Source organism: Pseudarthrobacter sp. BIM B-2242 (assembly GCF_014764445.1).
Taxonomy (GTDB): Bacteria; Actinomycetota; Actinomycetes; order Actinomycetales; family Micrococcaceae; genus Arthrobacter; species Arthrobacter luteus_A.
On record NZ_CP061721.1, the window covers coordinates 924,254 to 940,304 of the forward strand.

General features: G+C 66.2%; 19 protein-coding genes. 6 read left to right on the top strand and 13 right to left on the bottom strand.

All coding sequences use genetic code 11. The features are described from left to right. Positions 1–50: 50 nt before the first annotated feature. Positions 51–323 carry an SHOCT domain-containing protein gene (locus IDT60_RS04400; protein WP_191081012.1) on the top strand — a complete coding sequence of 91 codons (273 nt, stop codon included), beginning with the start codon at positions 51–53 and terminating at the stop codon, positions 321–323. A gap of 160 nt (positions 324–483) precedes the next feature. Here IDT60_RS04400 and IDT60_RS04405 read toward each other — a convergent pair whose 3' ends face one another. The 3 genes from IDT60_RS04405 to IDT60_RS04415 are packed head-to-tail and all read right to left on the bottom strand — an operon-like array spanning position 484 to position 3,514. Beyond that, complete coding sequence (locus IDT60_RS04405; RefSeq protein ID WP_191081013.1) at positions 484–2,070, bottom strand: serine hydrolase; 1,587 nt, start codon at positions 2,068–2,070, stop codon at positions 484–486. A gap of 27 nt (positions 2,071–2,097) precedes the next feature. Next, positions 2,098–2,880: a maleylpyruvate isomerase family mycothiol-dependent enzyme gene (locus IDT60_RS04410; RefSeq protein ID WP_191081014.1), complete on the bottom strand. Its 783-nt coding sequence runs from the start codon at positions 2,878–2,880 to the stop codon at positions 2,098–2,100. Positions 2,881–2,914: 34 nt separating this feature from the next. After that, positions 2,915–3,514, bottom strand: a complete 600-nt coding sequence (locus IDT60_RS04415) for a TetR/AcrR family transcriptional regulator (RefSeq protein ID WP_191081015.1) — start codon at positions 3,512–3,514, stop codon at positions 2,915–2,917. A gap of 146 nt (positions 3,515–3,660) precedes the next feature. On the opposite strand from IDT60_RS04415, the gene IDT60_RS04420 reads away from it, so the two are divergent. Further along, the gene (locus IDT60_RS04420; protein WP_370590734.1) at positions 3,661–4,521 is read left to right on the top strand and encodes a pentapeptide repeat-containing protein; all 861 of its coding nucleotides are present in this window, start codon (positions 3,661–3,663) and stop codon (positions 4,519–4,521) included. Positions 4,522–4,580: 59 nt separating this feature from the next. Here IDT60_RS04420 and IDT60_RS04425 read toward each other — a convergent pair whose 3' ends face one another. The 3 genes from IDT60_RS04425 to IDT60_RS04435 all read right to left on the bottom strand — a co-directional run bounded on the left by IDT60_RS04425 (position 4,581) and on the right by IDT60_RS04435 (position 5,904). After that, positions 4,581–5,123 carry a GNAT family N-acetyltransferase gene (locus tag IDT60_RS04425; RefSeq protein ID WP_191081017.1) on the bottom strand — a complete coding sequence of 181 codons (543 nt, stop codon included), beginning with the start codon at positions 5,121–5,123 and terminating at the stop codon, positions 4,581–4,583. A 75-nt stretch (positions 5,124–5,198) separates the two neighbouring features. Beyond that, positions 5,199–5,636, bottom strand: a complete 438-nt coding sequence (locus IDT60_RS04430; RefSeq protein ID WP_191081018.1) for an SRPBCC domain-containing protein — start codon at positions 5,634–5,636, stop codon at positions 5,199–5,201. After that, complete coding sequence (locus tag IDT60_RS04435) at positions 5,629–5,904, bottom strand: hypothetical protein (protein WP_191081019.1); 276 nt, start codon at positions 5,902–5,904, stop codon at positions 5,629–5,631. Before IDT60_RS04435 ends, IDT60_RS04430 begins: the two co-directional genes overlap by 8 nt. A 185-nt stretch (positions 5,905–6,089) precedes the next feature. Here IDT60_RS04435 and IDT60_RS04440 point away from each other — a divergent pair, with 185 nt between their 5' ends. After that, entirely contained in the window at positions 6,090–6,761 is a 672-nt protein-coding gene (locus IDT60_RS04440; RefSeq protein ID WP_191081020.1) for a hypothetical protein, read from the top strand. A gap of 47 nt (positions 6,762–6,808) precedes the next feature. On the opposite strand, the gene IDT60_RS04445 is transcribed toward IDT60_RS04440, so the two are convergent. The 3 genes from IDT60_RS04445 to IDT60_RS04455 all read right to left on the bottom strand — a co-directional run bounded on the left by IDT60_RS04445 (position 6,809) and on the right by IDT60_RS04455 (position 9,362). Beyond that, a complete protein-coding gene (locus IDT60_RS04445; protein ID WP_191081021.1) occupies positions 6,809–7,861 on the bottom strand; it encodes a S66 peptidase family protein in 1,053 nt (350 codons plus the stop codon). Between the two features lie 44 nt (positions 7,862–7,905). Further along, positions 7,906–8,469, bottom strand: a complete 564-nt coding sequence (locus IDT60_RS04450; protein ID WP_191081022.1) for a dihydrofolate reductase family protein — start codon at positions 8,467–8,469, stop codon at positions 7,906–7,908. A gap of 140 nt (positions 8,470–8,609) precedes the next feature. Beyond that, complete coding sequence (locus IDT60_RS04455) at positions 8,610–9,362, bottom strand: metalloregulator ArsR/SmtB family transcription factor (protein ID WP_191081023.1); 753 nt, start codon at positions 9,360–9,362, stop codon at positions 8,610–8,612. A gap of 108 nt (positions 9,363–9,470) precedes the next feature. On the opposite strand from IDT60_RS04455, the gene IDT60_RS04460 reads away from it, so the two are divergent. Both IDT60_RS04460 and IDT60_RS04465 read left to right on the top strand, forming a co-directional pair. Next, complete coding sequence (locus IDT60_RS04460) at positions 9,471–10,085, top strand: heme-binding protein (RefSeq protein WP_191081024.1); 615 nt, start codon at positions 9,471–9,473, stop codon at positions 10,083–10,085. Between the two features lie 303 nt (positions 10,086–10,388). Beyond that, positions 10,389–11,489, top strand: a complete 1,101-nt coding sequence (locus IDT60_RS04465) for a class I SAM-dependent methyltransferase (RefSeq protein ID WP_191081025.1) — start codon at positions 10,389–10,391, stop codon at positions 11,487–11,489. A 74-nt stretch (positions 11,490–11,563) separates the two neighbouring features. Here the strand turns inward: IDT60_RS04465 and IDT60_RS04470 are convergent, their stop codons facing one another. The 4 genes from IDT60_RS04470 to IDT60_RS04485 all read right to left on the bottom strand — a co-directional run bounded on the left by IDT60_RS04470 (position 11,564) and on the right by IDT60_RS04485 (position 14,126). Further along, complete coding sequence (locus IDT60_RS04470) at positions 11,564–11,917, bottom strand: hypothetical protein (RefSeq protein WP_164201843.1); 354 nt, start codon at positions 11,915–11,917, stop codon at positions 11,564–11,566. Positions 11,918–11,991: 74 nt separating this feature from the next. Beyond that, positions 11,992–13,059: a glycerophosphodiester phosphodiesterase family protein gene (locus tag IDT60_RS04475; RefSeq protein WP_191081026.1), complete on the bottom strand. Its 1,068-nt coding sequence runs from the start codon at positions 13,057–13,059 to the stop codon at positions 11,992–11,994. 176 nt (positions 13,060–13,235) lie between these two features. Then, on the bottom strand, positions 13,236–13,688 hold the full coding sequence (locus IDT60_RS04480) for an SRPBCC family protein (RefSeq protein WP_191081027.1): 453 nt from the start codon (positions 13,686–13,688) through the stop codon (positions 13,236–13,238). Positions 13,689–13,766: 78 nt separating this feature from the next. Beyond that, positions 13,767–14,126, bottom strand: coding sequence for a hypothetical protein (locus IDT60_RS04485; protein WP_191081028.1), 360 nt, complete (start codon positions 14,124–14,126; stop codon positions 13,767–13,769). A gap of 333 nt (positions 14,127–14,459) precedes the next feature. Between IDT60_RS04485 and IDT60_RS04490 the strand changes: the two genes are divergently transcribed. Next, entirely contained in the window at positions 14,460–15,974 is a 1,515-nt protein-coding gene (locus IDT60_RS04490) for an MFS transporter (protein WP_191081029.1), read from the top strand. The last annotated feature ends 77 nt before the right edge of the window (positions 15,975–16,051 follow it).

Consider the following 16,051-nt stretch of genomic DNA (forward strand, 5'->3'; position numbering starts at 1 on the left):
GCGATAGTGTAAGCAGGACGGCGGTCCCTTGGTGGCAGGAGGATGCGGAAATGATGTTCTGGGGCGGGGACGGGAACATGGGCGGATGGTGGTACGTCCTGATGGTGGTGAGCTTCGTGCTGTTCTGGGGTGTCATCATCACCGCCGTTGTCCTTTTCGCCCGGTCGGTGGGACCCGGCGGGAGGCGGTACGAGGGCGGGGCCCCTGGGCACGGTTTTGCTGAGGACCTGCTCGCAGAACGGTTTGCCCGCGGCGAAATCGATGAGAACGAATACACTGCCCGCCTGGCGGCGCTCCGCCGTGGCCGCGGCTCCCCACGCTGAGCAGCAGGCGTCGCGGCGAAAGGCGGGCAAATCATCCAGGAACCCGGCAAGCTGAAGGTCCTCCTCACCGGCCTCACACCCGGTAGCTCGCTTGAGGCAGTTCGCGCCGGCCCCTTCGTACGCGGAATGAAGAGCTGAAGACAGTCGTTGGTGCTGCGGTTCACAAGCCGGTGTCTGGACCGAGCGGCTGCGGGCGGGCCCGCAGCGTCGCGAACAGCCACAGCGTCCGGGGGATCGGCCAGACGAAGGCGAGGGCGAGGACCGGCAGCAGCGAAATGCCGACGTCGGGAAACTGGCGGATGATGACGGACAGGTGGGTGTCGAAGCGGGCCGGGGCGTAGGCGAGGCACAGCCAGAGGGCGAACCCGTCGAGGGCAAGGGCCGCGGCGCCCCACGCCAGGGGCCTCCAAGGTTTTCCGGGCACAGGATGCCGCCGGAGCAGGAACCGCAGCGCCAGCCACAGGCTCAGCAGCTCCGCCAGCAGCAGCGCCAGAGCCACGGCCCAGCTGTAGCGCTGCAGCCAGTCCTCGAACACCACCGCGGGAACGGGGGAGTGCCCGTGCAGGATCCGCAGGAGGTTGGTGTCGATGGACTTGAGCCGTGACGGGGCGGCGGTGTCGTTGCCGTTGATGACGAGGGCGACGCCGAGGCCGGACTCAGGAACCACAGCCAGGTACGTGTGGCTGTTGCCCCATTCGCCCTGATGCTCCAGCAGCAGCGGCAGGCCGGCCTCCGGAACGGGCGGTGCGGCGGGATCGGCGGACTCCACGAGCGGCCGGGTGTACCACCCCATGGCATACCCCTTGGAGCCGTCCACCTGCACACGGGGCTCAAACATGGCCGCCACGCTCCCGGGCTGGAGGATCCGGGCGTCGCCGTACCGGCCGCCGTCGAGCAGCGCAATCAGCTGGTGGGCCAGGTCCTCGGCTGAGGCATAGAGCGTGGACGACGGCATCCCTGTGGTGGGTGCGGGCACATCGGTCTGGCGCCAGAACGAACCGAACCACAGCGAGTGCCCGGCGGCAGCGTTGTCCGCGCGCGCGGCGGCCCGGGTCGGATGGCTGTGGGCCATCTCCAGCGGCCCGAAGACGTGCTGCTTCAGGTAGTCCCCGAACGGCTGGCCGGAGACCGTCTGCACCAGCAGGCCCAGGATGTTGAAGTTGGCGCTGGCGTAGTGGAAGCCCGCCCCCGGGTCGCCGTCGAGCGGGGCGTCTGCGAGGGCACGGACTCCATCCTCGAGCGCCTCCGGGCCCTGCGCGTCGGAGGCTTCGAAGGCGGTGTCCCTGGATGACATGCCGCTGGCCTGGTGGAGGAGATGCCGGACCGTGATGGCGGACGAGCGGCCGTCATCCAGTGTGAACCAGGGCAGGTAGGTCCGGACCGGTTCATCCAGCCGAAGCCGGCCGGCCTCCACCTGCTGCATCACTGCGATGGCGGTGAGGGACTTGCTGGTGGAGGCCAGCAGGACCGGTGTCCGGGCGGTCATCGGCCGCCCGGACTCGTCGGCGCGGCCGAATGCTGCGGAGTGCACCTGGATCCCATCCCGGACGACGGCGACGGCGGCACCCGGGATCCCGACGTCGTCGAGCTGCCCCCGCAGGAAAGCGTCCACGGCCTGGTAGGTCGCTGCGGGACTCGCCGGTGCAGGGGCAGGCGGGTCCGGCGCGGGCGTGGCCGCCCCGCCGAGGATTCCGACCGACAGGAGGCACGCGAGGAGGCAGCGCGCTGACCGGGAAATAGCTCGCATGCCCGCACCTGCTTCGGATGCCGGATGTCAGAGCGGCAGCAGGTTTCGGAGGACTCCCTTGGGCGTTCCCCGGCCTGACAGGAGGCGGCAGCAGTCGATTGCGTCAAGTTCAAAGCAGTCGATTTCAGGATCTTCCGCACGAATGAAGGTGCCGCCGGCGGGTCCGGTGAGTTTCAGGCAGAACGGTTCCTTGTGCCGCGTGGCCCACTCGGCAATGATGTCTTCGACGATGCGGCCGTCGTGCTCCGGTGTCGGATTGACGGGGCGGCCGGTCGCCCGGCAGATGTCGATGCGATGCATCCATACGTCCCGGGTGAACCCGATGTCGAAGAGGTAACTCAGCGGCTGCCAGCCGAATTCAACCCCGTCCACGCTGCCCAGCGGAAGTAGTCTGAGGGCCCCTACGGCTGGGGGCAGCTGCTGCCGGGCGGTGAGCGCTGCCGCGGACGCGTGGTCCCACCTCGACGGGATTTCTTCGGCAGTGATATGGCTTCTGGCCCGAAGCTGGGCCTCATTGACCCCGTCGACCCAGTGCCGCCCGCCAATTTTGGTGGTGAGCCCCCGCCCCCGGATGACCTGGCGCGCGAACTCGACAAATGAGGCCTGCGCCTCCGCTGATGCTGTGACGTGCACAGCAACATCCCGCACGCTCCAGCGGGCGCAGTCAGTTCCCTTCTGCCAGTCATCGGTGCCGAGCTGTAGCAGGAGGTTGTGGAACCGGGTGTTTTCTTCTGCTGCCAACTGCATGGCTTCCTGGTGGGCGATCCTTCCGATCGCTGCCACGTCGATCGGAAAGTGTTCTGCGGGCATGGCGCTCCCTGCCTTCGCTTGCGGCCAGTCCGGTTTAGGTCCGGCCTTGATGGTCCAGATAGTAAAAAAACATGTCGAGGACGGTGTCCAGCTGCGATACCCAGCGGACTCCTCCGGGCTCGTTCGCGTGTTGCTGGCTGGCCAGCCCGGCGACGAGGGCCGTGAAAATGTCGACGTCGGAGGACGCAGTGACTCCGGCCTCGTTGAGTTTCCGGACGTATCGCTCCTGCATCATCAGTGCGGGGCCATACGCTTCCAGTGATGGCTCATAGCCGGGAATCGAGCGCTGGAAGATGAGTTGCGCCTGGACGGGGTGGGCCACACCAAACTGCAGTACAGTCCGCGCAACCAGCCTCGCGCCTTCCCGGGGCGATTCCGGGTACGCTGCATGCTCCAGCTCGAGGAGCAAGGCACCCGCGGCTTCCGCGAACATTGCATCGATCAGCGCGTTCTTGGAAGGGAAGTAGGAATAAAGGGATGGCTGCCGCAGGCCCACCCTGCGGGCAACCTGAGTAAGCGAGATGGCGGACAGGCCGTTGACCTCGGCCTCGGCCCACGCCGCCTGGACGATTTCGTCGCGCCGGGCGGCATGCCGTCCGGGCCGCGGGTCCTGGGTTTTAGCTTTAGCCTCCACGGGACCTTCCTTGGAATGCGTTGTGCTTTAAGGGTACGGATCCAGGCCCTATAGTCAATAGTTTTCCTATACCTCATTGGGAAACTCTGGAGCCTCACAAAGGTGCTGCAGAGCAATCCTTGCTGCACGGCGATTCACCGGGAATGATGGCGCGCATGGCACCGATTACGTTCACGCCTGCCCTGAACCGGCAATCCCTGCGGCCTGACTGCGGCAACTGCTTTGCCCTCTGCTGTACCGCCTTCGGATTCTCGCGGTCTGCGGATTTTGCGCTCGACAAACCCGCCGGCACTCCCTGCCAAAACCTCGCCCCCGACTTCTCCTGCACCATCCACACCAGCCTGCGCCCGCGGGGTTTCCGCGGCTGCACCGTCTTTGACTGTTTCGGCGCCGGCCAGAAAGTGTCGCAGGGGCTCTTCGGCGGCACGAGCTGGCGCGAGGATCCTGGCACCAAAAGCGAGATGTTTGCCGCGTTCAAAACCGTGCGGCAGCTGCACGAGATGCTTTGGCACTTAGCCGAGGCCCGGCGTCGGACTTTTGATCCCGACGTCGCGGAATGCGCCGGGGAGCTCGGCGCCACTATCGGGCAGCTCGTCGACGGCGGCCTGCAGCAGCTGCTCGCGCTGGATGTCCAGGACCTCCACGTCCGGGTGCGCTCGACGCTGATGGACGTCAGCGCGGAAGTCCGGGCGTCCTATTTTGCCGCCGGGAATGAACATCTTGACGCGGGGCTGGGGCCGGGAGCGGACCTGATGGGCAGCAATCTCGGGGGCCGCCGGCTGTGCGGCGCAGACCTGAGAGGGGCGTACCTGATTGCGGCCGACCTGCGGAACGCTGACCTGTCGGGCGTGGATCTGCTCGGCGCGGACATCCGGGACGCGCGGCTTGACGGCGCCGACCTGTCGGCGGCACTGTTCCTGACCCAGCCGCAGCTCAACTCCGCCAGCGGCAGCCGCACCACGCGGCTGCCCGCGGACCTGGTGATGCCCGCGCACTGGGAGGGATGAGGGAAGAGGACCGCGTACGACGGCGGCGTCCGGCGTGGGCAGTTGGAAGCACCTTCGGATCAAGCGAGGATGCGCTGGTACAGGATGTGGTCCTGCCAGGAACCGGCGATCAGCAGGTACGCGGAAGCCAGCCCGATCTCCGTGAAGCCCGCCTTCCTAAGGACCTTTTGGGAAGCTGCGTTGTGGATGAGCGTGGCCGCCTGAAGCCGGTGCAGCCCCAACTCTTTCCGCGAATAGTCCAGCGCAAAGGCGACAGCTGCGGAGCCGATTCCCCGGCCGGTGAACTCCTGGTCCACCCAGTAGCCGAGGTTGGCGCTGAGGAACGGCCCGCGCACAATGCCGGTGATGGTCAGCGCCCCAACCACCCGCTCGTCTTCCAGCAGGATGAACGGCACTTCGGAGCCGGCGGCGTGCTGGGCCAGCTTGGAACCGATGACTTCGGCTTGCCCTTCAGCGGTGTAGAACGCGGCCGGCCGGTGAGGTTCCCAGGGAGCCAGGTGGTCCCGGTTCAGCTGGTAGGCGGCCTGCAGCAGTCCGGCGTCGGAGGGGCGGATCACCCGGGCGCGGACGGTGCCGGTCAGCGCGTAGGTCGTTGCAGTCACCCCGCGACTATAGCGGCTGCGGTCACATGATGGTTGCTCTTGAGAGACAACAGGTGAGGGAACCGGAATGCCGGGTCACAGCCGCTGCAGCTTCGCGAAGGATTCGGTCCATCCGTCGCGGTGCAGGGCCAGCCGTTCCTCGGTCACGAACGGGCCCTGGGAGAGGACCAGCTTCGTGCCCGTGCCGTCGCCGGCGAGCGCGAGGTCCACAACGGTCTCACGGTCGTCGGGGGTCGGTTCTTCCCAGTTGAAGGTGTACACGAGGTGCCAGGGCGGGTCGATTTCGAGGAATTCGCCGGAGAGGTTGAAGGGCTCGCCGTCCGGGGGTGCCATGCGGAAGCGGTAGCGGCCGCCCGCCACTAGGTTGAGGTCGGCGGAGGGAAGGGTGAAGCCCTCCGGACCCCACCACTTCGCCAGTTCGGTGGCGTCGGTCAGCATCCTGAAGATCTTCTCGGGCGGAGCCGCCAGCCTGCATTCCAGGTTCAGGGCATGGCTGGCGGGCTGCTCATTCATCGTCCGGCTCTTCGTCGGTGAGCTCGGCGAGAACGTCGGCGGCATCGCTGTTGCCGTTGGCGGCGAGCCGCCGGAGCTCGTCGAGGTCCGACTTTTCGGCGGCGAGTTCAACGAGCTGGTCGGCAGCATCCCGGCTGCCGCCGTCCGCGAGACGCCGCAGTTCCTCGAAGTCTTCCCGCTCCGCGGCCAGTTCGATCAATTGCCCCACGGCGTCGGTGTCGCCGCGTGCCGCTTGTTCCCGGAGTGCTTCGAGATCGAAATCAGACATGGTGTGTACCTCCGAAGTCCGGTGCTGCTGAACATATCCGTCGGGCGTGAGCCAGTGACGTGACCCTCACGCTCCATGATGTCTGACTTGGTGAACAGGCGGAACAGGTGTTTGTGGATGGCCTTGGCTCTGCGGACCGGTTGAAGGCCCTTGGGGTGCGCCGGGGGCAGTGGGAGGATGAATCCGTGGACCAATTCTTTGACTTCCTGCGCAGCTACTGGTGGCTGGTCTTCCCTCTCAGCGGAATGGCCGGAGGGTGGGCGCGGCAGTGGTCCAAGGCCAGCGAACGCCGGCACCGTCGCCGTGTGGAGCTGTACACGCTCAAGAACCAGGCGGTGCAGGCGGAACAGGCCAGCCACGCCGAGGTCGCCGCCCTGATTGCAGCGCACGACGCCGTGAACCGGCGCTGGCTGGACTACGAGCTCGACGTCGGGAAACTCATCGACTTCCCGGTCATGACGGATGTGCGGGAGCCCCTTACGGTGGCTTTCCTCCGGGCGAAGAAAGCGGCGGACGGGTTGCGGCCGGACGCCCCGGGCGACATCACGACGGCGGCCCGGCTGGCGGAGTACCGGACAGCCGTGCACGGCTTTGAGCTGGCGTTCGACGTCGCAGAGCGCGAAGCCATGCGAGTCAAAGACCACAACTTCTCGGAGCTGGAGCGCCAGCGCCTGACGACGGCGAGGAAGCTGCTCAACATCGCCTCCGACAGCGCCGCAACGCCTGCCGAACGGCAGACCGCGTACAAGCGCGCCCGGAAGGAACTGGACGGTCTCATCGTCCTGCCCGACGTCACGGTGGCGGCGCTGGAGGTGAAGATTGCAGGCGAACTGAACGCACCGCACGCCTCCGAGTGAGTCATCGCGCCGGAAGGGACCGCGAGCACTTCGCCTATCAGAGCTAATTAGCTATAGGACGCGGTGATGGTGCGCGTTGACCCGTTCATTGTGATTTGTCCGCCGTAGGGCAGGATCCACTGGGGGCGGGTATGCCCGAACGGCACCCCGACGCAGATGACGGCCTCGGGGTTGTACAGGGTGACCTCTTCAATGACCGCGTCCCGCTGGGCGTCGCGCAGCCGGGTGCGTTCATCGGGTTCCGGCTGGTGTTCAAAATTGCTGGTCGGTGCCCTGGCGACGAGAACCCCGTGGACCGCGTTGAGGATGCCGCGCTCTCCGAGTGCGCGGACCCACCTCTTCACCCAGTCGGCGGGCGGGATCAGTTCGCTGGTTTCCAGCAGCAGGATGGACCCGTGCAGGTCCTCAACCGGCGGCAGGCGGTCTGCCAGCGCAAGCTGGTCGATGACCTCCAGACATCCGCCCCAGGTTCGTCCGGATACCAGCCGGGCCGGCCCGGCCCATGCCCACGGTTCGGTGGGCTCCCGTTCTCCGAATTCGACAAGTGCTTGCGGGTCATGCCAATCCTTGCCATAGTCCTCGGCTTCACCCGGATCGGTAATCGTGAGTTCACCGCCGGTCATCAGGGCGGCCCTTAATGAGGTGAGGTGGACTTCGTCAATGCCGGGGCCGGGACCGAGATGAACCTGGGTGGAACCACCGTAGAAACCGGCGATGCCGTGGGCCCAGAGCCAGTTCAGCAGGTTAGTGTTGTCGCTGTAACCAAGAAAGATCTTGGGATCGGCCCGGGCGGCTTCGGCGTCCAGATAAGGGATGACAGTGATCTGGTCATCACCGCCGATGGTGGCGAGTATGGCTCGGATGGTTGGGTCAGCGAATGCCGCGTTGAGATCGGCGGCACGGTCTTCGGCGGTTGCACCGAGCCGGCGGGTCGTGGGGAATTCCACGGGCACAAGACCTGTGGCGCCGGCGAAGCGATTCATGGCTTGATCGTGGACTGCAGGCGCGAAGCCGGGCGCAGCGAACGACGGTGACAGAATCGCCACCCGATTACCCTTACGAAGTTTTTGTGCCGGTACGGTGGATCCCCATTTTTCCATCACGCCATTCAAACACAACGAAAAAGCCACAGTATCCGGGGCACTCAGCGCCTGGTCTCGTACCGGGTCAGGACCATGCCGCCGGCGAACGTCCGGGTCTCCATCAGGTCCAGGTTCACCCAGTTGTCCAGGGCTGTGAAGAACGGCGTGCCGCCGCCCACCAGCACCGGGTGGGTGACGAGTGCGTATTCGTCGATCAGTCCGGCCCGCATGGCCGCGGCCGCGAGTGTGGCACCGGCGATGTCCATGGAGCCGCCGTCGCCGGCCTTGAGCCGGGTGATCTCGGTGACAGCGTCGCCGGTGACCAGGCGGGTGTTCCAGTCGACCGGGATGGTTCTCGAGGAGAACACCACTTTCGGCATGTCCCGCCAGCGGTGGGCGTACTCGGTCTGCGCAGGTGTGACGCCGGGCTGCTGGTCGGCGGTCGGCCAGTGGGAACTCATCCCCTCCCACAGTTTGCGCCCGTACAGCGCCAGGCCCGTCGCCCCTACCCGGTCGGACCACCATTGGAACAGCTCGTCACTCGGTACGCTCCAGCCGAGGTCGTCGCCGGGCGCGGCGATGTAGCCGTCCAGGCTCACATTCATGGCGAAGGTCAGTTTGCGCATGGCGTCAGTCTCCCGTGAGTCGAGGTTCGTTGTACAGACCAGCAAGGCGGCCGGGTTCAAGGCCGCCCTGCTGCTGCACGGGCGCCTGACGTCTACGGAAAGTACGACGGCGGCGCCCGGCCGGGTGCCGCCGGTCGCCTCTAGGTGTACATGAGGGAGCCGGGGGTGGTGAGTTTCTCACCCGTTTCCAGCCAGGTCTTCAGGCCGGAGAGGATCATCGGCCAGCCGCCGTACAGCTGATCGTTGGCGCCTTCGCGGAGCTGGTCGTGGGTGACGGTGAGGTGGCAGGAATCCTCGCCCACCGGTTCGATCTCCCACGTGATGCGGGAGTAGCCTTCGGCTTTGACGTCCTCGCCCCAGAGTGCGCGCATGGACTGGACGAGCCTGCGTGGGGGATCGACCTCGAGGTTCTCGCCTTCGCCCAGCAGGTCCGCCCCGTTGGGGGACATCTCGAACCTGGACCCCGGCGTCCAGTCCGAGCGGATGTTCATTCCGAACTGGTATTTGCTGCGGATCTCGCTGTCCGTGATGGCTTCCCAGAGCTGTTCCGGGGTGGTCTTGATGTAGATTTCGAAGATCTTTTCCATGGGACTTTCCAATCGGGTTTTGAGGTCGCTGAGGGCAGCGGCCCATGGTTCGGCGTACTTGCTGACCCAGCGGTCGTGGACCAGGCGGATGGGCACCGGATTGAGGAAATGGAGTTTCTCCCGGCCCCGACGGCGGGTGACCACCAGGCCGGCATCCTCCAGCAGCTTGAGGTGCTTCATGACCCCGTAGCGGGTCATGTTGAAATGCGCCTCAAGAGCGTGGAGGGTCTGCCCGTCCTCCCGGAAGAGCTCATCGAGCAGGTCCCGGCGGGTGGGGTCGGCGAGGGCCTTGAATACGGCGTCCACACCTCCAGAATAGGTGACTAAATGGTCACATGTCTAGAGTTAGTCATGGCGAGGGTGTAGCCGGATCTCTGGCCGCCGGCACCGGACCGGCGTAAGGTCTGGAGGACCATGACTGAGCAGCAGCCCTACGAACTGGTCCACCGCTATCCGCACTTTGAGCTGCGCCGCTATCCCGGGTACGCGGTGGCGGAGATACACGTCAACGCCACCTTTGACCGGGCCGGCAACGCAGCCTTCCGGCAGCTGTTCAACTACATCAGCGGCAGCAACACAGCCGGACAAAAACTGGCGATGACCGCGCCGGTCATCCAGGAGAGCAGCTCGTCACAGAAGCTCGCGATGACCGCGCCGGTGCTGCAGAGCGGTCCGCTGCCGGGTACTGATGCGCCGGCTGACTTTGTGGTTGCCTTTGTGCTGCCCGCCGGTACGACGGCAGAGACAGCCCCGGTGCCGACGAACCCCGACGTCCTGATCCGGGCTGTTCCGGGTTCGCTTGCCGCCGTCGTCCGCTTCCCGGGCAGCGGCACCGGAAAGGCTTTTGCGCGCCGAAATGCGGGGCTGCAGGCCGCCCTGAAGATCGCCGGGCTGACGGCGGTGGGCCCGCCACGGTTTGCCCGCTTTGATCCGCCGTTCAAGCCGTGGTTCCTGCGGCACAATGAGGTCATCCAGGACGTGCAGGAGCTGTCCAGCGCCCCGGAAATGCCCGGCATTACACGGGCCTGAGTTGCGGCAGCCCACGGAGCGGGAAGCCCCGGTATGCCGCCGTCGGCACCCCTGTATCCTGACAAGGTAGTCCAAGGGCTCCAGCGGCCATCGACCAAGCGCGCCTCACAGCCGGCTGACGGTCTGGAATGCTGGGCCGTAGCCTTGGACGTCGTCGAATCGCCGCTGCAAATCGTCAGTCTCCGATCGGCCCCGGACTCTCGGAATGGATCCTTCATCAGTACTGACACACCAGCTCCCGCCACAATCCCGACGCCGGACCCGGAACCGGCGCGAACGGCTGCGGCGGGTGAACCCGCCGTCGTGACCTGGATCGAGGCGGGGGAGAGCAAGACCGCGCGCTGGCGTTCGGCAAACGGCAGGCCTGCGCCGACGCGCGTGGAAGTGGTGGACGACTCCCTCACGGCCGATGATGCGAACCGGATGGCGTCACAGGGGATCGCGATGCTTTGGCACGGTGACTTCCACAACGCGCGGCAGATCCTCAACGCCCTGGACCGGCGGATCGGCGCCGGGAAGAAGACCGCAGGAACTCCGGCCGACCAGTTCTACCGGCACCGCCAGTCACGCTCGCACCGTGCACGCATTCTCGGCCTGATGCTGATTCCCCTTGATCCCGGCCCGGTGGTGCCGCTGCGCCGCGCACCGGATATCCGCGCGGCCGCCGCGGAGGCGTACGGCGATATCGGCGAACCGTCCGTGGTGTCCCTGCATGAGCTCGTCGGGGCCATCGGCGCCCACGAATGGCGGCGGAACGGCGTCTACGTCGATGCCCTGCAAGGCCGCATCCACCCGCACTACGGCACGTTCTTCCCCACCCGCAGTGAGTATGTGGATCTTGTGGCCGCCGCCGCGCTGCCCGCTGAGACGCTGGCGTTCGACGTCGGAACCGGCACCGGGGTGCTCGCTGCCGTCCTCGCCCGCCGCGGCGTCCGCTGCGTGGTGGCCACGGACAATGAACCGCGTGCCATCGCCTGCGCTGCCGAGAATTTCCGGAGCCTCGGTGTCGAGGACCGTGCCGAGGCGGTCCTGACCGACATGTTCCCGCCCGGACGGGCGCCGCTGATCGTGTGCAACCCGCCGTGGATTCCGGCCACGCCGCATTCCAGCCTGGACAGCGCCGTCTACGATCCCGGCAGCAGGATGCTGTTCCGCTTCCTGAACGAACTCCCCGACCATCTGGAGCCGGGCGGTGAGGGCTGGCTTGTCCTCTCCGACCTGGCCGAGCACCTGGGGCTGCGGACGCGCGAGGACCTGCTGGAGGCCATCGGGGCGGCGGGGCTGACGGTGGCGGAACGGCTCGACACTAAGCCAACGCATCCCAAGGCATCGGACCGCGACGATCCCCTGTACGAGGCGCGCGCGGCCGAGGTCACCTCCCTGTGGCGGCTTGTCCGCCGGTAGCCCGGTCAAGAGGCCAAGCAAAAGAGGAACCCCGCAGCGCTTGGCGTTGCGGGGTTCCTCTGAGTTAAGGCCGGTTACTCGGACCCGGTCTTCTGGTCCCGGTCCCGAAGGTTGTGCTTGATCTCGTCGAACTTCTCCTTGATGACCCGCTCCACATCGGACAGTGATTTTCCGGCGCTGCTCAACGGGTCCATCTGCAGGTAGACGTTGTGACCGACAGGCAGGTCGTACTCATCCTTCAGGTGGGTTCCGCCGCCCACGCCCTGCAGGGACAGGTAGACCTGGGCGTCCGTCCGGGCGATGCCGGCGATGGTTCCAAAGACAACCGTGAAGTCATTCGCCTGGAAGCTCACACTCTGGCCGATATGGCTGCGGTCGAGGTCACCTGCTGCGACGGGCTTTTCGGACGGGCTTCCGCTGTAGTTCATGAGTTGCTCCTAGTAATCGAGGGACGCATGCCACAGCAGTCTATAAGTGACGCAGAACTCGGCCGGGGAATGGTTTAACCCTGGACCTCGTACGCCTTGGGCAGCTTCAGGCCGCGCTCTTCCATGAGGGTGCGCAGGCGGGTGGGGTAGTCGGTGATGATGCCGTCCACGCCCAGGTCCATCAGACGCGCCATGTCGGCGGTGGTGTTCACGGTCCACGGGACCACGGGCAGTCCCAGTCCGTGGGCTTCGGCGATCATCCCGGCGGTGACGGAGCGGAACGTGGGGGAGACGACGTCGTACCCCTGGGCAGCAGCCGCCTTCGGCAGGGAACCGTCGTAGTCGTCGATGTCGATGCCGCCAAGGTTGCGGCTGGCGCCGGGCTGGCCCACGCCCATCCAGGCGTCGCCGCTGGAGAGCGCCACCAGGGGAAGGCCCGGCGCGATCTGCTGGGTGAGGTTCAGCGAGGACCAGTCGAAGGACTGCAGGGTGGTGCGTTCGGACATGCCGGACGCCTGGATCTCCGCCACCACCGCGCGGGTAAGGGACTCCATGCCGGCGCCGCCCACCTCGCTGCTCTCCACCTTGGTCTCCACGTTGAAGCGGACCTTCGCGGCGCCGGTGTCGCGGACCAGCTGGTAGACATCCTTGAGTTCGGCGATCCGGTTGCCTTCGATGACGTCCTGTTCGGGGTAGCCGCCCAGCTGGGTAAAGCCGCAGTTGAGCGTCTTGACCTGCGCCAAGGACAGTTCGGCCACGCGGTCGCCCACGTACGGGAATTCGGCGTCGCCGGCGGTAGCGGGTGCGGTGTCCAGGCACTTGGTGGCGGAGATGGTGTCGTCGTGCCAGACGATCACCTGGCCGTCCTCGGTGAGATGCGTGTCCAGCTCGAGGGTGGTCACGCCCAGCGCCAAAGAATTTGTGAACGCGGCGAGGGACTCCTCGGTCCATTCGCCGCGGCCGCCGCGGTGGCTCTGCAGGTCAAAGGACCCGTTGCGTTCGTTGACCTTCAGATCGGAGGTGGCGGCACCGGCAGCGTTCGACGACGGTGCGCCGGCACCGTTTTCCGGGGCGGCGACGGCGGGGCTCGCCATGGCGGCGATCAGGGCGGCTGTTGCCGCGGCAGTCAGGACTGGGCACATGGGGGTTCCTCCTGGAATAGCGGGGCCGGCGGTCCGCCGGCGACCCGTCCACGCTAGGGAGGCGAGGTTGCGCGCTTGGTGCGGGGAGTTGGAGGGGAGGTTAACGGCCGTTGGTCGCGAATTCACCCACCTCGGGAATCGGCCAGCCGGGTTGGGTCCTCCCTTGGCACGGGCAGCTACCCGTTCGCGCGGGCGGCCTTCCCGGTGGCGGCCAGCATGTCGGTGAAGGTCGCCGTCAGCATCCTGTCGATAAGAGGCCCGGTGAGCCGGCCGACGGGGCCGCCCCGGGGGACATACCGGTAGTCGAAGGTGGCCAGCGTCCCGTCGCCGTCGGGCGTGAGCGTGAGCGATGATCTGGCCTGTTTGAACGGCACCGATTTGCTCGGCTGATTCTGGGTGTCCATCCGGCGGCCCTCCTCCCAGACGGTGACGGTTTCCGTCATCCTGCCCATCGGCTTCAGCTCGATGCGGCGCCGGGCGCCCACGCCGCTGGTCTGGCTACCGATCGCTCTTGTGGACCTGAGGCCGCTCCAGTGCTTCGCGAGATTCGGGAAGTCGGCGTACAGGGCCCAGACGGAAGCCGTGGGTGCAGACATGCTACGTTGCACTCTGATGTGACGTTCAGGCATGAGGACCACTCCAAAATGTCGGGTGGGGCGTTGCGCTGTCCCAATCTCATGATCACGCGGGCAGCCGCAGCGGCGCAATCAACTGGTGGAGGGACGGGAGGGGGAGACGCGCTCGTCAATCATCCTGTGGACCTCATCGTCAGGGGGACACTCGCGCTGGTCGATGGGGCACTGCCTGTCTCCGAGGGACACCCCCAGCCGTTCCACCGTCTCGACGCACATGGTGCAGATGTTCTCGGAGTCATGCAGGAGCTTCGGGTCTTCCTCGACGTACCCGCACAGGGCACGGCGCCATTCCAGGTCGCGGCAGCAGATCAGATGGGCAAGCTCTTCCGGGTTGTCGCTGAGGGTGTACTTGGCTTCCCACGCGGGAACCCGGATCAGCTCCAGCGAACCGGCCTGTTCGACAGTCTGCTGTGCCTCGGTTGTTTCCGTCATCGCATCCCCTTGCTCGCTCGTGCCTGACAACACCATACGGGCGAATCACCGGGGCTCCATTGATGTGCCCGGGCAGCGGTGCCAAAATGATCGGAGCAGCACTAATAAGCCGACGTGACCCGGGACAGGACCGGACCAGAAGTTCTCTCCGACGGACCGGGCATCCGGCTTTTCTCGACAGCCCGGCACGGTTGCCGGACACTTTGGCCTCGCCATCACGGTAAGTCCAACGCCAAAGACGGCGCTATCCGTCGGGTGGCGCGTGTCCACTGGAGGAATCACAGTGCCGGTACAGCAGCCAAGGCGCCCCTTTGATGTGCAGGTGGTGCGGACGTGACACAGCAACCTCTGCAGAAACGGCGTCTCCGCGTTTCAGACGTCAACGTTGTTGACCACCGGACCCTGCGGAAAGCGCTCGGCGGGACGATCGTGGGCAACACGATGGAATGGTACGACGTCGGGGTGTTCGGTTACCTGATCACCACCATGGGGCCGGTGTTCCTGCCGGAAGCAGACAAAGCCGTGCAGAACCTGTTCCTGCTGGGAACCTTCGGAGCAACGTTTATCGCCCGTCCGCTGGGCGGCGTCTTTTTTGGCTGGCTTGGCGATAAGATCGGCCGCCAGAAAGTCCTGGCGATGACCCTGATGCTGATGGCTGCGGCGACCTTCGCCGTCGGCCTGCTGCCGGGGTACGCGGTGCTGGGCATCTGGGCTGCCGTGCTGCTGGTCATCACCAAGCTGGTCCAGGGCTTTTCCGCCGGGGGTGAGTACGCCGGCGCCACCACGTTCGTCAGTGAACACTCCCCGGACCACCGCCGCGGGTTCTTCGTCAGCTTCCTGGACATGGGCAGTTACCTGGGCTTTGCCCTCGGCGCCGCCCTGGTGTCCGTTCTCCAGCTGACGCTGGGCCAGGCCGGGATGGAGGCCTGGGGATGGCGCATACCGTTCCTGATTGCCGGGCCCCTCGGCATCGTCGCGATCTACTTCCGGATGAAGATTGAGGAGTCACCCGCGTTCCAGGCAACCCTCGAGGCAGAGGCCGAGATCGCCAGGCATCCCGAGACCGGTGAAGTGCTCAAACCCATGGGCCCGGTGGGAATCTTCAAGGCCCACTGGCAAAGGATCATGCTGGCCATGGTCCTGGTGGCCGCGGCCAATACGGTGGGCTACGCCCTCACGTCCTACATGCCCACATACCTGACCACCAACAAGGGCTACGACGAGGTCAACGGCACCCTCCTGACCGTCCCGGTCCTGGTGGTCATGGCCCTGTGCATCCCGCTGACCGGCCGTCTCTCGGACCGGATCGGCAGGCGCCCCGTCCTCTGGATAGGTGCCCTCAGCACGGTGGTCCTGGCGCTCCCCGCGTTCCTCCTGCTCTCTGTCGGAACCATCCCGGCCACCATCGCAGGCCTGTCCATGGTGGCGTTCCCCGTCACGTTCTACGTCGCCAATCTCGCCTCGGCTCTGCCGGCACTGTTCCCCACGGCCAACCGGTACGCGGCCATGGGCATCGCCTACAACTTCGCCGTGGCCATCTTCGGCGGCACCGCCCCGTTCATCATTGCGAGCCTGATCCAACTGACAGGCAATGACCTGATGCCGGCGTACTACCTCATGGCCACCTCGGCCATCGCCGCTGTGACCATCTACTTCCTGCCCGAATCCGCCGGGCGGCACCTGCCCGGGTCAATGCCCAGCGTGGATTCGGAGGAAGCTGCCCGCCACCTGGTGGCAACCCAGGACACCAACCCCATGCTGGACATGGCCACGCTGCCCTTCGGCCCCGGCTACGAAGCCGCAACGGCGGCGCACTCGCGGCCTGACCGCAGGGCGGGGAACCGGTGAGGCGCGGGCGGCCTGCCGTGGGCCTGCTCAAGCCGCCGGGTACCGCCGAACTGGAAAAGATGGTTTCCGGGTCTGTG

What these genes read in the sequence shown, in the direction of transcription:
- IDT60_RS04405 (WP_191081013.1), bottom strand. Translation starts at nt 2,070, where the DNA reads ATGCGAGCTATTTCCCGGTCAGCGCGCTGCCTCCTCGCGTGCCTCCTG.
- IDT60_RS04480 (WP_191081027.1), bottom strand. Translation starts at nt 13,688, where the DNA reads ATGCCTGAACGTCACATCAGAGTGCAACGTAGCATGTCTGCACCCACG.
- IDT60_RS04470 (WP_164201843.1), bottom strand. Translation starts at nt 11,917, where the DNA reads ATGAACTACAGCGGAAGCCCGTCCGAAAAGCCCGTCGCAGCAGGTGAC.
- IDT60_RS04435 (WP_191081019.1), bottom strand. Translation starts at nt 5,904, where the DNA reads ATGTCTGATTTCGATCTCGAAGCACTCCGGGAACAAGCGGCACGCGGC.
- IDT60_RS04430 (WP_191081018.1), bottom strand. Translation starts at nt 5,636, where the DNA reads ATGAATGAGCAGCCCGCCAGCCATGCCCTGAACCTGGAATGCAGGCTG.
- IDT60_RS04400 (WP_191081012.1), top strand. Translation starts at nt 51, where the DNA reads ATGATGTTCTGGGGCGGGGACGGGAACATGGGCGGATGGTGGTACGTC.
- IDT60_RS04450 (WP_191081022.1), bottom strand. Translation starts at nt 8,469, where the DNA reads ATGCGCAAACTGACCTTCGCCATGAATGTGAGCCTGGACGGCTACATC.
- IDT60_RS04485 (WP_191081028.1), bottom strand. Translation starts at nt 14,126, where the DNA reads ATGACGGAAACAACCGAGGCACAGCAGACTGTCGAACAGGCCGGTTCG.
- IDT60_RS04445 (WP_191081021.1), bottom strand. Translation starts at nt 7,861, where the DNA reads ATGGAAAAATGGGGATCCACCGTACCGGCACAAAAACTTCGTAAGGGT.
- IDT60_RS04410 (WP_191081014.1), bottom strand. Translation starts at nt 2,880, where the DNA reads ATGCCCGCAGAACACTTTCCGATCGACGTGGCAGCGATCGGAAGGATC.
- IDT60_RS04460 (WP_191081024.1), top strand. Translation starts at nt 9,471, where the DNA reads ATGACTGAGCAGCAGCCCTACGAACTGGTCCACCGCTATCCGCACTTT.
- IDT60_RS04475 (WP_191081026.1), bottom strand. Translation starts at nt 13,059, where the DNA reads ATGTGCCCAGTCCTGACTGCCGCGGCAACAGCCGCCCTGATCGCCGCC.
- IDT60_RS04420 (WP_370590734.1), top strand. Translation starts at nt 3,661, where the DNA reads ATGGCGCGCATGGCACCGATTACGTTCACGCCTGCCCTGAACCGGCAA.